This window comes from Halopseudomonas salegens (genome assembly GCF_900105655.1).
GTDB classification, from domain to species: domain Bacteria; phylum Pseudomonadota; class Gammaproteobacteria; order Pseudomonadales; family Pseudomonadaceae; genus Halopseudomonas; species Halopseudomonas salegens.
In genome coordinates, this window is record NZ_LT629787.1 from 1,553,916 (window position 1) to 1,568,268 (window position 14,353).

At 55.3% G+C, this 14,353-nt stretch carries 16 protein-coding genes and 1 pseudogene; 2 read left to right on the forward strand and 15 right to left on the reverse strand.

Annotated features, from left to right (window positions below):
* Nucleotides 1–36 precede the first annotated feature (36 nt).
* The 15 genes and pseudogenes from BLU07_RS06905 to BLU07_RS06970 form a co-directional block, all read right to left on the reverse strand.
* Entirely contained in the window at nt 37–516 is a 480-nt protein-coding gene (locus tag BLU07_RS06905) for a hypothetical protein (RefSeq protein WP_157719108.1), read from the reverse strand.
* A gap of 68 nt (nt 517–584) precedes the next feature.
* A complete protein-coding gene (locus BLU07_RS06910) occupies nt 585–887 on the reverse strand; it encodes a hypothetical protein (protein WP_157719109.1) in 303 nt (100 codons plus the stop codon).
* Nucleotides 888–1,128: 241 nt separating this feature from the next.
* Complete coding sequence (locus BLU07_RS06915) at nt 1,129–1,803, reverse strand: NAD(P)H-binding protein (RefSeq protein WP_092385453.1); 675 nt, start codon at nt 1,801–1,803, stop codon at nt 1,129–1,131.
* 44 nt (nt 1,804–1,847) lie between these two features.
* A complete protein-coding gene (locus BLU07_RS06920) occupies nt 1,848–2,342 on the reverse strand; it encodes an AAA family ATPase (RefSeq protein WP_092385455.1) in 495 nt (164 codons plus the stop codon).
* Nucleotides 2,343–2,358: 16 nt separating this feature from the next.
* Nucleotides 2,359–2,991: a nucleoside/nucleotide kinase family protein gene (locus BLU07_RS06925; protein ID WP_197675078.1), complete on the reverse strand. Its 633-nt coding sequence runs from the start codon at nt 2,989–2,991 to the stop codon at nt 2,359–2,361.
* A gap of 103 nt (nt 2,992–3,094) precedes the next feature.
* A complete protein-coding gene (locus BLU07_RS06930) occupies nt 3,095–3,925 on the reverse strand; it encodes an ice-binding family protein (protein ID WP_092385459.1) in 831 nt (276 codons plus the stop codon).
* Between the two features lie 132 nt (nt 3,926–4,057).
* Complete coding sequence (locus BLU07_RS06935; protein ID WP_172830098.1) at nt 4,058–5,782, reverse strand: sensor domain-containing diguanylate cyclase; 1,725 nt, start codon at nt 5,780–5,782, stop codon at nt 4,058–4,060.
* A gap of 173 nt (nt 5,783–5,955) precedes the next feature.
* Nucleotides 5,956–6,660: a hypothetical protein gene (locus BLU07_RS17735; RefSeq protein WP_197675079.1), complete on the reverse strand. Its 705-nt coding sequence runs from the start codon at nt 6,658–6,660 to the stop codon at nt 5,956–5,958.
* 439 nt (nt 6,661–7,099) lie between these two features.
* Nucleotides 7,100–7,858, reverse strand: coding sequence for a hypothetical protein (locus BLU07_RS06945; protein ID WP_092385463.1), 759 nt, complete (start codon nt 7,856–7,858; stop codon nt 7,100–7,102).
* Nucleotides 7,859–7,950: 92 nt separating this feature from the next.
* Nucleotides 7,951–8,760 carry a hypothetical protein gene (locus tag BLU07_RS06950; protein WP_092385465.1) on the reverse strand — a complete coding sequence of 270 codons (810 nt, stop codon included), beginning with the start codon at nt 8,758–8,760 and terminating at the stop codon, nt 7,951–7,953.
* Between the two features lie 210 nt (nt 8,761–8,970).
* On the reverse strand, nt 8,971–9,183 hold the full coding sequence (locus BLU07_RS17545) for a hypothetical protein (RefSeq protein ID WP_157719110.1): 213 nt from the start codon (nt 9,181–9,183) through the stop codon (nt 8,971–8,973).
* 9 nt (nt 9,184–9,192) lie between these two features.
* On the reverse strand, nt 9,193–9,639 hold the full coding sequence (locus BLU07_RS06955) for a hypothetical protein (protein ID WP_092385467.1): 447 nt from the start codon (nt 9,637–9,639) through the stop codon (nt 9,193–9,195).
* A 394-nt stretch (nt 9,640–10,033) separates the two neighbouring features.
* Nucleotides 10,034–11,176, reverse strand: a complete 1,143-nt coding sequence (locus BLU07_RS06960) for an IS91 family transposase (RefSeq protein ID WP_092385469.1) — start codon at nt 11,174–11,176, stop codon at nt 10,034–10,036.
* A pseudogene (locus tag BLU07_RS06965) lies at nt 11,169–12,027 on the reverse strand (tyrosine-type recombinase/integrase). Before BLU07_RS06965 ends, BLU07_RS06960 begins: the two are co-directional and overlap by 8 nt.
* 388 nt (nt 12,028–12,415) lie before the next feature.
* Nucleotides 12,416–12,607, reverse strand: a complete 192-nt coding sequence (locus BLU07_RS06970) for a hypothetical protein (RefSeq protein WP_092385471.1) — start codon at nt 12,605–12,607, stop codon at nt 12,416–12,418.
* 172 nt (nt 12,608–12,779) lie between these two features.
* On the opposite strand from BLU07_RS06970, the gene BLU07_RS06975 reads away from it, so the two are divergent.
* Both BLU07_RS06975 and BLU07_RS06980 read left to right on the forward strand, forming a co-directional pair.
* Entirely contained in the window at nt 12,780–13,310 is a 531-nt protein-coding gene (locus BLU07_RS06975; RefSeq protein ID WP_092385473.1) for a sigma-70 family RNA polymerase sigma factor, read from the forward strand.
* Nucleotides 13,303–14,307: a FecR family protein gene (locus BLU07_RS06980; protein ID WP_157719111.1), complete on the forward strand. Its 1,005-nt coding sequence runs from the start codon at nt 13,303–13,305 to the stop codon at nt 14,305–14,307. Before BLU07_RS06975 ends, BLU07_RS06980 begins: the two co-directional genes overlap by 8 nt.
* Nucleotides 14,308–14,353: the final 46 nt, after the last annotated feature.

A 14,353-nucleotide genomic window follows, 5' to 3' on the forward strand; every position in this document is an offset into this window, starting at 1 on the left:
ACCCCGGCTTGCCGGGGTTCTTTTTGATCGGTGGTCTCAGCTTGAAACTTTGCTTTCAATATTTTTATAGATATCAATACACTCGATGTAAGCAGGGCTAGATGCTTGTGCATTTTTCAGTGCCGCTATCGAATCGCGAATATGGCGTAGCTCGATATCAATGGATTCTTCTATATAAGGAACGGTACAGATATCAGAAACGGAAAAATATTCTGGTATAAGCGTCATGACGGGTTCAGGATTTTTGGGTAATGCCCTGGATAACGCGTATTTCAACGACTGTGATTTGGACGCATCAGCATACTGACTGAGTACCGACGCGGCTCTTATCGAGTGCTCATCTCCGCTCTCTATTTTCCCAAGAAGACTTTCGTACTGACTGGTAGCGACCAGATGCTCGAAATAAGGCTGTCCCTTGGTTGCCAGCTGCTCGATGATATTGTTTGAGTCAGTATTGCTATGAGCGGAGCAGCCGGCAAGGAGGGCAATCACAAAAATCGTGGTATATGATTTCATTTTTATCGCCTTCATTAGCCTACTACCATAAGTTTTCTGACGCCGCTTGATATGGAGTCACCAGGCATTCAACTGGTACGTTTTGCCGAGCCGGCGATCTTCTTGTAAACGACAAAGGGGATATAAGCGACCAACAACATCAAGCAGAAAAACAGGTAAGCCCCCGAAAGGCTACTGAACCAGGTGTATGCAATCACCGAATCCAGAAACCGTGGTGAGAATACCGCCGGCCCTTTGAGGAAAACCCCGAGCAGGTAGTACAGACACAGGGGCACAATACATACATGATGGAAAATCCGGTACCCGATATGCAGCCGGTTGAAGACGACAAAAGACAAGCCCATGTAGATCGCCGGCAGCAACATCGCCACTGGATACGAAAGCCCGACAAGCCCTGCACACAGATCCAGAACGAGGGCAGATATCCAGATTACTTTCAGGCAGTGTCGCTTTATAAATTGCATATCCTGGTCAGCCCCCAGGGCTGAAGCCCTATAATTGGCGAGTAATCTGCATACTACGCGATCAAGCGTATGACGGTTTTGCTGAACAACTCAATAAAGACGTAAGCACCCAAATCCGAGACTAGACGAGGGCACTGTCAAAGGCACTTCACTGATGCATATCGGCATTCGATAGCACAGTCAAGGCATCTGTATGCTCAGTATCATAAGCCATATCAATCATCGCAGCCGCCACGCGTTGCGTGGAAACAGGGCGTACGGACCTGGGCAAAAATGACGCGACAGGTCCAAGCAAGCCTTCAGCCACCTTTTCAGCCAAGCGACCATCATCAGGACGGTCCAAGAGTAACGAAGGTCGCGCAAAAATCACTCTCGGCAGCCCCAGGGCTTGAATATCGCTCTCTATCTCGCCTTTGACACGACTATAAAAACTGACAGCACGCGAATCGGCCCCATGCGCAGTGACAACACAAAGCCTGCCGACTTCGGCAGATTTACATGCCCGGGCAAACGCAAGCACCAAACCGTGATCGATCTGGCGAAAAGCTGTTTTACTACCTGCCCGCTTTTGCGTTGTACCCAGCGTAACAAATGCAACCGAATGTGCAGGAAGCAGGCGCTCTGCCTGCTGTTCAAGCTGCTCAAAATCAACAACATGGTTGTTGATTTTCGATGTGATGGCATCCGGAAAATCGAGCAACAGATCCAACGAACGACGAGAAATCAGGATGATACTCGCCACATCATCTCGCTGGCTCAACTGAGTGACCAGCTGCTTCCCTACGGCACCCGTTGCGCCTAACACAATGGCTGTGCCACCCATCAAGAGTTACCTCCGGCAAATATCTTTGTCTGTACAGGCAAGGCTCAGGAAGACTCCAAGAGCCGGCTGATTTCACGCTCTTCCTGCGTTGCCGGCTCGAATTCACGCTCCATGACGTCAAACATGGTCGGGGTTACCTCAAAGGAAAAGGTTGCTCCCTTCTCTTCGTTGCGCGCCAAGACGCGTTGACGGCGCAGCGCATGGGGAGCGGTAACGTAATGCATTTCGACCGCAAAACCTTCGGCTTCGGCACGGGCACGCACTGCATCGCGACTGGCAACTTTGGTAAAGCCGAGATCAAGTATCGCCACACCGCCATTGTGAGCAGCCTGGGATGCAATTGCCCAGATCTGTCGTTCAACCCGGCCTACGCGTTCCATTATCCAGTCCAGCCGTATTGGGTTTGGCAGGTCCGGGCCGTATAGCTCGTACATCCACTCATCAATCGAGAAACGCAACCCGCCCAGCGACTTGGCCAGCGCATGCGCGTGCGTCGACTTGCCCGCCCCTTGCGGTCCGAAAATCAGATGCAGCGTCATGTTTCTATCCTTGTTGTTATTTATCGGGCAATCCAGCCATTAAATCATCGGTAGAATCCCGTCGCCAGCGAATGATGCGTGGGCTGTCCGGTGTGGTGTTATCGACGATAACTGTGGCTTGATCGGTTGGCGTGCATTCCCGCAGGTACAACTCCTGGCCTTCGATATAGCGGCGGTTCAGGGGTGCCTGTGCATCCGTCGGCCCGCCATCGCGTTGCCCGAGGCGTTTTATCGAGGTTTCGAATGGCACCTCAAGAAAGACTGACAGATCCCAATAGCCGCGAAGTTCGGGGCGGTGAGCAAAAATCCCATCGAAGAGCAGAATGTCGCCAACGCGCCCCTGCCCTTCCCTCAGGGAAACGGGTGAATCGCTCGGGTGATCGAACACGGCCGGTACGAACTTGCCGGTGCCGCCGGGCGACAGAGGATCAAGCAACGCTTGCTTCAGCCGGGCATAATCGAAGGAATCACGGTAAAAGCCTTCCGCTGAATAACGGCCGCGCCGATAGCGGACCGCACGCGGATGATGAAAGCCATCCACCGACGCGCGGATGACGCTGGCCCCGGACGAGCGCAATACCCGGCCCAGTGCATCCGCGAACATCGTCTTCCCTGCGCCATCGACGCCATCAACGGCCACTCGTGTCACGAAAGGGCTTTCAAGCCGCAAAATAGCGCTTGCGATGTCTTCTGTAACCACGGAATCCTTGCCTGTTCTGTTCTGAGCGCCCTGCCCGCCAGGTAAAAGCCGACTAGCCCTGAACCTTGCGTCGGCGCAGGCCAAACAGTCCGCCACCCAGCAGCAGTGAAACGAGAGCCACTATGGCGGCCGTCCCGACCGTTGGGATGGGTGAAATGCTGGCCGGCGTTTCACTGGCCGTCGAGCAGCCACCAATAGTGTTGCCGCCATCGCCGGCCATGGTCACTGCCCCGGTTGGCCCGGTGCCAGCGATCGCCCGACCGGTGATGTTCGAACCATCACCCACGGTCACGCCGCCATCGGCAATGACGTTACCGAGGAAGCTGATACTGTTCAATGTCGCGGTGCTGCCGACCCGCCAGAACACGCTGCAGGGGTCGGCGGTGCCGACGGTATTCGAGAGAATATTCGTGGTCAACGCGCTGTCGACCTGAAAGATGAAAACCCCCGGCCCGTTGAGGGTCAAACTGCCACCGGCTGCCAGATCGGCGGCACCGCCAGAAAAGGAGTAAATGCCGGACGTTAGTACCTGGCTGTCAAGCTGGGCCGGGAGCACTGTGCCAGGCCCCTGCGCGGCAATGAAACCAGCGGCGGCAATGGCATCGGTACGTGCTTGCTGTACCTGTGCATTGTTGGTCAGATGCAGCGTGAACGGTGGCGCAACCGTCGAGGGCGGGAAGTTGCTGATCGAGGCTGTTGGCGAAGAGCCGACGTCACCGGAAACCTGAGTCCCCAGCAAGGTGGATCCAGTCACTCCCGAGTTGCCGAGTACGGCGAAACTGTCAGCCGTGCCGAGCGGCGGTGCGACCTGGGCAATGGCTGCAAGGGGTGTGAACATCAAGCTGGTGCAAGCAATCAGGCTGGCAAACTGTGATCGATTCATGGTGTGAGCTCCATTGGGCACATGCCAGTCAAGTCAGCCCCAGTGCAGGCACGCAACGGATCAGCATATTCGGGTTAGGAGCCCCATCATGACACGCCTTGCAGGCCAGGTATCCCAATATTTCAGGACCGCCTATTCAGGGCCTCTGGCCCGCTCGACGCGGTTTCTTCCGGCGGTCTTGGCGGCATAGAGAGCCTGGTCCGCGCGGCGTATAAAGTCGCTCTTGCTTTCCTTGGGCGTCAGCTCTGCGACCCCGAAACTCGCGGTCACCTGGCCGACGAAGGAATAGTGCTGTTCGGCGAGCATCCGGCACAGGCGGTTGGCCAGTTGCTCGGCCTCGATCAGCGGGGTTTCCGGGGCCAGAATCACAAACTCTTCACCGCCCCAGCGGCTGACAATATCGCTGTCGCGCACCGCAGCGCACAGGTCGCGGGCCACCGCGCACAAAACGTCGTCACCTACCGTATGGCCATAGCGGTCATTGATGCTTTTGAAGTGGTCGAGATCCAGAAAGATCAGCGCCAACGGGCGCTCATAGCGTCGGGCCGTGGCAAAGGCCAGCTCCAGCTGGTCATCGAAGCCACGCCGATTGAGCGTATCGGTCAGCGGGTCGCGCTCGGCCCGTTTGCGGTCACTGACATCGCGCACCATGGCATAGAAGCCCTGGACCTCGCCCTGGTTCCCGCGCAGTGGAGTGTAGTCCACCGCTACCGGGATAATGCGACCGCTCGGGTGCGGAAACAGACTCTCGAATGCGACGTGCTGGCCTGACAGAGCCGCCAGCATGTAGGGCTCGATGTTGGCAAACGCCGCCTCGCCCATGATGTCGGCCACCGGCCTGCCGATAATCTGGTCAGCCGGAAGATCGTACCAGCGGGTGTAGGTAGCGTTGATTTCGCGATAGCGCAGCTGCGGGTCGATAAAGGCAATCAGAATGGGCAGTGAGTCTACCAGCAGACGGCGCCGGTCCCGCTCGCCCTTGAAGCGCCGGGCATTGGCCAGTGAAGACGCCAGCACCTGGCTTGCCATACTGAGCACCTCCATGTCGCTCGCGCTGAAAGCGTCGATGCGCCCGGCATAGACCTTGAACACACCAAAACACTCATCCGCATAGATGAGCGGCACCAAGAGGCCGGAACGAAACCCCACGCGGTCGGCCGCCTCACGGGCGACGCGGGGTTCGATATGGGTGTCACGGCAATGAATGGGTTCACGGGCGCGATAGCAGGCCCCCGAGAGGCTGCCGGCTATCGGCAAGCGCATACCTACCGAGCTTTCAGCACCACCTGCCGCAGCGGTATACACCATCTCACCGTCTATCGCTTCTTCCACGGCAGCACCGTCGGCACCGGTCACCACCAGCCCGATCTCCGCTATCTGTTCGCGCAGGCTTTGCAAATCGAGACCCGCGTTGCCTACCTGGGTCTGGATATCAACCAGCCGCTGCAACTGCCGGCGATGCTGTTCAAGATCGCGCAGCGAGCTGACGTCACGCTGTACCGCAATGTAATACTCGGGCTCGGCGTCGGAGGGATAGGGTCGAATCGACCACTGCATGCGAAAGGCAGTGCCATCCTTGCGGTAATTGACCGTCTCTCCATTGAACGTCTGAGCGGACCGAAGTTGACTTTTCATCGTCCGCAGCAGCTCACGATCAGTCTCCGGACCCTGAAGTATCCGGGGTGTACAGCCCTCGAGTTCAGACGGGGTATAACCGGTCAGTTGGCAAAAAGCATGATTGGCGTAGACGATAAAGGGACCGGGGTGATCCAGCTGGGCGTCTGTAATCAGCACCGCATCCGAGATGGCCTCGATCGAGGCTTCAAGCAAGTCATTGTCAGCAAAGGGCGCGCTCAAGAGTGATCCCACCATCGTAAAGAGACACAGAATGTAGCGACATTAGCGGATTCTGTTCTGATTCGATTATAGACGACTTGAGTCAATCCTCACATTCACCGAGGCAACAGGCAGAACCGCCCCCCATTGACGTGCCGGGGCGGTTATCAAATTTGCAAGCTGGAGAGCCTGGCTCAGCGCAGCTGCGTAATCACCAGGTGAGCCGATACTGGACTGGTTCCGCCTGCCAAGGGCGTCACGGTCAGCGCGGTGGGGCTTCCGGGGGGATTGCGCACAGTCAGTACGGAATTAGCCGAGGATGTATTAACCAGCGCCATGCCGGTGAGCTGGCTTGTTCCCGTCGCACGGCCGACTACGGTATAGGCAAGATCCACCCCATCCAGCGTAAGCACGAGCTGGGCGGGTTCACTCACGCTGACCTGAAACATGACCTGATAGGTGCCGATAGCGGCCAGGTTGAATGAGTCGACGCCGAGACGAGTAATGCCACCACCCGAATTGGGTCCATCCTGGGGAAAGTCAACGTCCCCACCAGACGCAACCGTCGCGGCGTTGTCAGGCGGCATCAACGCATAAAAATTGGCGAAATCAAGGTCGCCGCCACCCGCAGCCGCCGCACAGGGCCCAAGCTGGCCGGTGGTGCTGTCGAAGCAGGTGGCAGTATCTGCATCAGCAGCCCCGGGTAGCCCCGGGATTGTAACGTCACCGCCCTCATCTACCCGGAACCGGTCAATCGTGCCGGTGCTGTCGGTGACAGTGAAACCGCCGCCGCTCGGCGGAGTGGACGTGACATCGGCGGCAATGGCCGTGGGTGCGATGAACGCACACGACAGCCACAAGGCTGCAAAGATACGTCTGACGCAGAAGGAATGGCACATGCTTGAGGTACTCCGTTCAATGATTGTAAGGGAAGCGCCCGAATGAATCGCTGCGCGGGCGAGTCAAGGCGTTTCCACAGTCCTTGCGCATTTTTTATTGGGGCCACATCGTCTGCCCAGTGTAACCAAAAACGGCTCGGCCCATTCAGGTCAATTCACCTCTCCCTTCAGAGCACGATTGCGCCAGTCTAATATCAACGGCAGGATGACCACAGTAAGGGAACAATCACTTGTTAGCGAGCACTATCCCAGGTTTTTTGCGGCCGGCGGTTCTGGTAAATCTCCTGCCTGGATTCGCCAGAAAAACGCTTCAGAATCCACAATGTCTCCTTGCTTGTCTCGCTAACGGCGACGCTCAGCTGCGCAGCTCTGCTGCGTCGGCTGCAGCGACTTGTTGTGCAGATTGCATACTAAAATATTACTGATCATCACCCACCACCTAGAAGATTTCCGAATCGTTCATTTTCTTTCGCACTCGTTCAGTCAGCGTGAAATAGCGAGGTGGCAGATCATCCAGGATTTCGCTCATTCTGGTATGCTCATTCGCGGTAAACTTGCCGCCCTTGTCCAACTTCTCAATGATAAACTTCAACAGTTCTGGGACTTCACTCTCGACAGTCTTGTAATAATTCCCTAGAAGATTGAGCGCGGACGTTAGTGCCATGTTATCGCTGGCATTTGATCGCATTTCTTCTTTTGCCCGCGCTAACTCCAGCTGTAACACGCGATCCCCAATTCGCTTTATCCGTTCGTCTACTTCCTTGAATCGCGCCTCTACTTTATTTTCAACAGATTGGTATATTTGTTCTTTTAATTCACCATATGCCTTCTGTATATCGTCGTGCAACTCCTTGGCATTGGCCTTTGCTGCGGCGTCCATCTCTTCCTTTAAGGACTGCTTGTCGCGCTCGTATACCTTGAAGTTTCCGAACCACCCAAAGCCTACAAGAAGGCTCACAAGGAAAAATACACCCCCCAATGCCCAGTACACTGTTTGCAGCAAGTCCGTTTGGTGCTCGCGCCGAACCTCGAGCTGCGCCCTCAGCAGCTCTATTTCACGCTCTCGGTCTATCGAGGATGCATCTGTGGCGGCTACGGATTCAACTTCCGACGCGCTATCGGTTGCGGCGATTACCCCCGAAGGCACTATGCCCCAAGCAAGTGCCAGAACAAGCGTCAACGTCCTAAGTTTCTTCATAAATCCTCAATTCTTGTTCTGCACAACGCCCGTCATAAGCGGCCGAGTGAAACGAGGTCCGGTGTACGAAATGCGCGAACTTAATGGCTTGGTTATGTTTCTTTGACAGCGATAGCATTAATTACCGCCCTAGGTACGCCTTCAATTTCAGGAATAAACTGCTCGTTAAAAATGTAGCTCAGTGGTTTATCGCCCTCCCCGAAAGCCCAAAGAAACAGTTCCGCCCCTAGTGCAGATGGATGGCATACAACTCCATCATGTTCCGCTTTTGGCGCTTGCTTGATCATGTGCTCTTTAGGGCCATACTGGAAGTTGCTTTCGATGAGTCCGTCATTCGAAAGCCCAAAAAATGTATGTCTAAGCAGTGTCTCGGCCTTTGCATTTTCCTCTGCAGAAAATCCCATCGCTTGAGCATAAAAGGGATAAGGTAAGAAAATTTTCATTTTACTCCGGTCGTCCATATTGAATTGGAAGCCTTTGTTCCCGAAAATACTCTTAATAGTTGAATATACTAAAAAGTGAGTTCTAAGCTGGTAGGTAGAAAGCTCATCAATGAGCCTCGCCATTCTTGCGCCGCGATCATCCCGGCCTTGTTCAGATTTTGATGATGCCAGAACACCACCAAAGTACTCCACTGCGATAGAGTCATCGTTGTAAGAACCATCGTTAATTATGGTCTTAAGCACCTTCGGGGGAACACTTCCACCAATATTTATCTTGTCCCCAAGCTTGGCTTCGGCGTTGTGAAATATTCGACCAACGTTCTCTACTCTTTTTTGAGTGAAATCTCTGAAACCTTCTCCAAGATAGTCTGCAGTGGGCCCCAACAGTTTTTGGATCCCATCTTTTCCTAAGTATGCAGCTATCGCCCCCAGCCCGACTGTAGTTATTGGGTCTGGCATATTACTCTCCTTGAAACATAACGATCAAGCTCACTTGCCGCAAGGGGACTCAGCGTTTACGATAAGCCCCGTAAACACCACAAGGAGCAACAGGCAATAAGCCCTCGCCCCTTGCGGTCAATGTGCAGCGCCTGGTTGGGCTAATTTTTATATTTTTCAGCACGTTAGCAATAATTCCCAAACTCGCATGATTGCAACCAACCACACCTCTTAAAATGGGATAGTTAAATCTTGGGGCAGAAGAAACCAAACTGGATGACCGAATGTTTTGGGATACCCAGGAGATTCGTCACCATTCCAGCGCATGGCCAGATGTAACTCACCATCTTCCCATTCACCCCATGCAATTGAGAAGTCTCCATCATTATATACAACTGATTCCACCTTGAAATTGCGGGGATTAACTTCTTCCGGTTTTGGCATAAATATCACTTATTTTTTCTTGGCAGCTTCAGAAATAGTGGCAGTAAGTTGGTAGAACATATTAATTACTTGCATCCCAGACATGTCTTGGTTGTTGACCAAAATTCTGTCTAAAAATGCCTTACCGCTTTTTTGGTTAATAACGATGGTGATCTCATTCCCAGTTAATTTATCGTTGAGGATAATGGACCATGATTCACTCCCGTTTTTCTTCCATGATTTTTCTACATTCGGATTACTAAAACCAAAATTAAATAAGTCACCTACGGTAACATCGCCAGATGATTCTGAATTATTGTACATTACATAGAGTGGAAGGTTTGTAAACTCACTGGACGGTGCCGAAGAACCGCACCCTGTGAGAGCAACAATTAGCCCCATTATGGCAATAGCCATAAGCCAACAACAATGATTCCCGGTCTTTCGATCAGCCAACAGTTTGATTTTATGAAACATTTCCTTCCTCCTCAATGGGTTTATTACGCCTCTCTTTAATTTTTAAAAGTCGGGTGCCCCTGAGGCATTTTTGGTCAGCCCAACATCTAAGCATTTGAACGGCGTGCGCAGCATGCCGCTCAAATGTCTGTTGGACTAAGCCGCCACACCGATCGAGCAGCATCTATTGGGTTTTGTATTCAGAGCGAAGATTGGTGACAGCCTGCAGGCGGCCATTGGTCACGAGAATTGTCTGTGATTGTGCGATGAAGGTGTCCATGTACGTGCTCTTTGATCCCTTGATGTAACAAAACTAGCGCGATTTCTTTGACTTTACCAGCACAAGGCCGGCACTGCCCGTGCCTCGCGCATTCAGGCAGTCATATCCCCCCTGGCTAACTCGACTTCAACGTTGTCAGCAACGTCGTCGCAAGCGCTCAGCTGCGTGCTCTGCATGCGGTGCAATGATCCCAATGCACTGCATGTTCGGACACTTGCATTGGCTGCATAACGGCGGCGCTGCGTTTGTATGGGTACCTGTTGCCTCGTCTGTCTGCGCAGCGCGCCAAACCTGCAGTGCTGCATTGATCTGCCCGAGCCTGGCTCGTCGGCAGCGGTTGGCAAGAAAGCCGTAATGCCTCACGCGCATCAAGCCTTTCGGCAAGATGTGCAATAAGAAACGCCGAACGAATTCTTCGCCACTCAAGACCATCTGCCTGTTCCGCGCTGCCTGCCGGTAATCCTTGTAACTGAGGGTCACCGTCTGTTCGTCGACCTGCTGCAGGCGTGCATTGCTGATGGCAATACGACGGGTATAACGGGCCAGATAGTCGATTACGCTGTTGGTGTGTTGCAGGCAGTGCTTGCTGTAGACCACCCAGTCAGTAGCCATCAGGTCATTCAGAAGTTGGTCGATTTCTCCTGCATGTGTCACACGGTGAAGCTGCTGTTGAGTGGCGGCCTGGCGCAAAGCGCTGACCATCAGTCCACGGTAGCGTCTGGACAGTGCCCGCACCGGAAACAAGTAATTGCTACGTGCCGCGTGCCAGTGGCCATCTTGGCCAAGCGCCCCTGCCGGTACCAAACAATGAACATGGACATGTTGGTTGAGGGTTTGCCCCCATGTATGCAGCACGGCATTCATGCCCAGTTGGCCATTCAGTCGTTTAGGGTCACGTCCAAAACGCTCCAGCGTGCCCCACACGCATTGAAATAACAGTCGGTAGATCAGTTCCGGATGCAGCTGAACCCAGCCGTTGAGCTGGTGCGGCAAGGTAAACACCACATGGTGATAGGGCACCGGCAACACAGCTGACCGTTGCCGCTCTGCCCAGGCCTGGATCGCGCGCCACTGACATTGCGGGCAATGACGATCTCGGCAACTGAAGTACTGCACTTGCTCATGATCGCAGGCGTTGCAGTGCAACTGCCGACCGCCCATCGCGGCTGTACGGCACTGCATCAAGTGTCGGCATACTCGCTGACGTTGAACATCCAGTCGCTCTGGCTGTAGCAAGAACTGGCTCAGCACTTGCTGAACGCTAGCCCCGCTAGCCATGGCCCACCTCCAACCGTGCCAACAGATCGGTGTCCGGCGAACTACTCTCCGCTACGCCTGGCAGCCAGTGCACGTAACGCAGTGTCGTACGGATATCACTGTGGCCCAGCAGGTGCTGCAGTTGGTGAACCGGTAGGCCCGCTTCCAGCAAGTGGGTGGCGTAAGCATGTCTTAGCCCGTGAATGCCGCCATGTCGGCGCACCCCGGCACGGACCTTGGCCTGGCCATACAACCTTCTGAATGCTGGTTGGGTGGATGGCTCTGTCGGGCAGCAAGCTGCTCGGAAACAACCAGTCTGCCGGTCGGCACTGCTGCCAGTAAGCGCGCAGATGCTGTAACAAGGTATCCGTGAGAATAACTGCACGGTCTTTAGCACCCTTGCCTTGGGTTACCCGCAACAGGCGGCGCTGACCATCAATGTTGCTGACCTTGAGGTGACACAGCTCGCTCACCCTCAGGCCGCAGCCGTAGCAAACTTCCAGCATCATGTGATGCTTGCGGTTGGCACAGGCGGCAAGTATCCGCGCAACCTCGATTCTGGTGAGCAGCTCGGGTATACGTTGCGGCTGCTTGGGTACCGGGAAAGGCACATCCAGCTCATCCCGCTGAAGCACTTGCACAAATAAAAAGCGAATTGCATGGAGCGCCTGACGGCAGCTCGATGCGGAGAGTTGCCGCTCACAAGCCAGGTACTCTAGGTAAGCGCTTATCTGGTCCTGATCAAGTCGGTCTGGCGATTGTCGGTAGTACCTGGCCAGCCCGCGAATCGCATACAGGTAGGACTGGTGGGTGCGCGGGGAAAAGCCACGCATCTGCATGGCCGTAATCATCTGTTGCCGAAGGGGTGTCATCTTTTGTCTCCTCACAACGTGGGTGGAAACAAAAGTCTGGCTTGGAAACTCGGAAATGGCCTTGACCGCTTAGCCCCGCGAAGCGGTTTAGTTCAACAGTGATTAGACTGCTGCTCGACTAATACGCAGCACGAACAATCACCCCCGCAATGTTTATTCAAATTGATCAAAAGCATACCCCACAAACCTGGACCAATCCCTGCACACCAAACCGCACACGGTATAGCGCCATTTTCGCCGCAGGCAGCGAAAACACAGGCCCTGTCAGGAGGGCAAACGGAGGGGGGTTAACCAGGCGTCCGTGCCTCAAGAAGGGGCTGCGAAATCGCAGTTGATTTGATAATGGTACAAAAAGGCCACTATTGCCAGTCCGTCTGGCGAACTTGTGTCAGTTGCCGGGTGAGGCTTTGACCAGGCGAACAATGGTCCAGATCAGGCCGGCGATGACAAAGCACCAGGCGGCTACGCCAAAGCCGGTGCCTACGGCTTCAACTTGCGGCAGAGCGCGGAAGCGGGCTGCGATAAAGAACAGCACCAGGCCGATGCCGAGGATGACCAATGGCGGGGTCAGCCATTGCATGCGTTGTTTCCAGCCTGTGGGGTGCTCTGCCATCTGTCTGCTCCAAAAAGCTGCAATATACCAAAGTGGGCGGTGTTGGTCAGACTGACATGCTGTCGCAGCATTGTACTGAGAACGATTATTATTTACTATCTGACAACCACGGACCTGTGTCATTAGTAGTGGATGCCTTATGCCCGCAACCCAACCCCCTTCCCGGCACGATATTGGCGAGCTGTATGCCCGGCATCGCGGCTGGCTGCTGCGTTGGCTGACGGGTAAAACCCAGTGCGGTGAGCGGGCGTCGGATTTGCTGCAGGATACCTTTGTGCGTTTGCTGCGCAACGGGCAGCAGCGCGAGGCGCGTGAGCCGCAGGCGTTGTTGATGGCCATCGCCAAGCGGGTGTTGATCGATCACTGGCGGCGACAGTCGATTGAACAAGCCTACCTGCAGGCCCTGGCACAGGTGCCGGAAGCCGAGGCGCCCTCCCCTGAGCAACAATACCTGTTGCTGGAAACCCTGCTGGAAGTCGATCAGCTGTTGGCGGGCTTGCCGCTGCTGGCCCGGCGTGCCTTTCTGCTCGCGCAACTGGATGGTTTGAAGCAGGCGGACATTGCGCTGACGCTGGATATTTCGGTCAGTTCGGTGAAACGCTACCTGACCCAGGCCTATACCCACTGTTATTTCCTGCGGGCTGCCACTCGGGAGGCCTGCGGTGTCTGAGCAGAAACAGCGGCGGCTGGACGCGATTCCGGACGCGGTACGTGCCGATGCAGTGGCCTGGCTGCTGGACCTGCAAGAAGCGGATGACCCCGAGCAGGTTGAGCGGCAAATCAGTACCTGGCGCAGCCTGGATGCGGCGCATGAATTGGCCTGGCAACAGATTGAAGCGGTCAATGCCCGTTTGCGCCCGCTGGCCAGCGGGCGCAAACGGCAAGTGGCCGAGGCGGTACTGCACACCGACAACCTGAACCGTCGGCAGTTTCTCAAGGGCTCTCTGGGTGTCGTGTTGCTGGCCGGCGTAGGCAGCCTGATCGGCACCCAGCAGCCCTGGCTGGACTGGCCGGCGGATGTGTTTACCGGCAGTGGCGAGCAGCAACGCCTGGAGCTGGATAACGGCACGGTGATTACGCTGGGTGGGCAAACCGCCCTTCGCCACCGGCTGATAGGCAACACCTATCAACTGCACTTGCTGGCTGGCGAGATTCTGGTGCGCAGTGCGCCGGCCGATGCCGAACAGCGCCTGCCTGGTTACCGCACCCAGCGGCTGGAAGTGCTGACCAATGAAGTCCGCGTGACGCCCATCGGTACGCGCTTCAGTGTGCGGCAACAGGCGGATGCCACACGGGTGGCGGTCTATCAGGGGCGGGTTGCAACCCAGGTGCATGACGGCCTTGATGCTGCCGAGCTGGCGGCGGGTGAAGGTGCGGTGTTTGCCCGCAACGGGTTGCTGCGCAGTGATCCCCCGCTCAGGGGTGAAGCGTCCTGGGCGCGCGGGTTGGTGATTGCCCATGACATGCCGCTGCATGAGCTGCTGGGTATTTTCAACCGGCACCATGAGCAACAGATTGACTGGGCCGCTTCGGTGGCTGCGTTGCGCGTATCGGGTACCTACCCCTTGGCCAGTCAAGCCGATGTGCTCTCGGCACTGACGGCGATTCTGCCGATTCAGGTGGTTTCCCGGCCTGCCGGTGGCTTGCTGATTCAGCCCGGCGAGTAGGCGGAGACTTTTTTCATATTTATTGAGCTGATTATCATTCTCATTC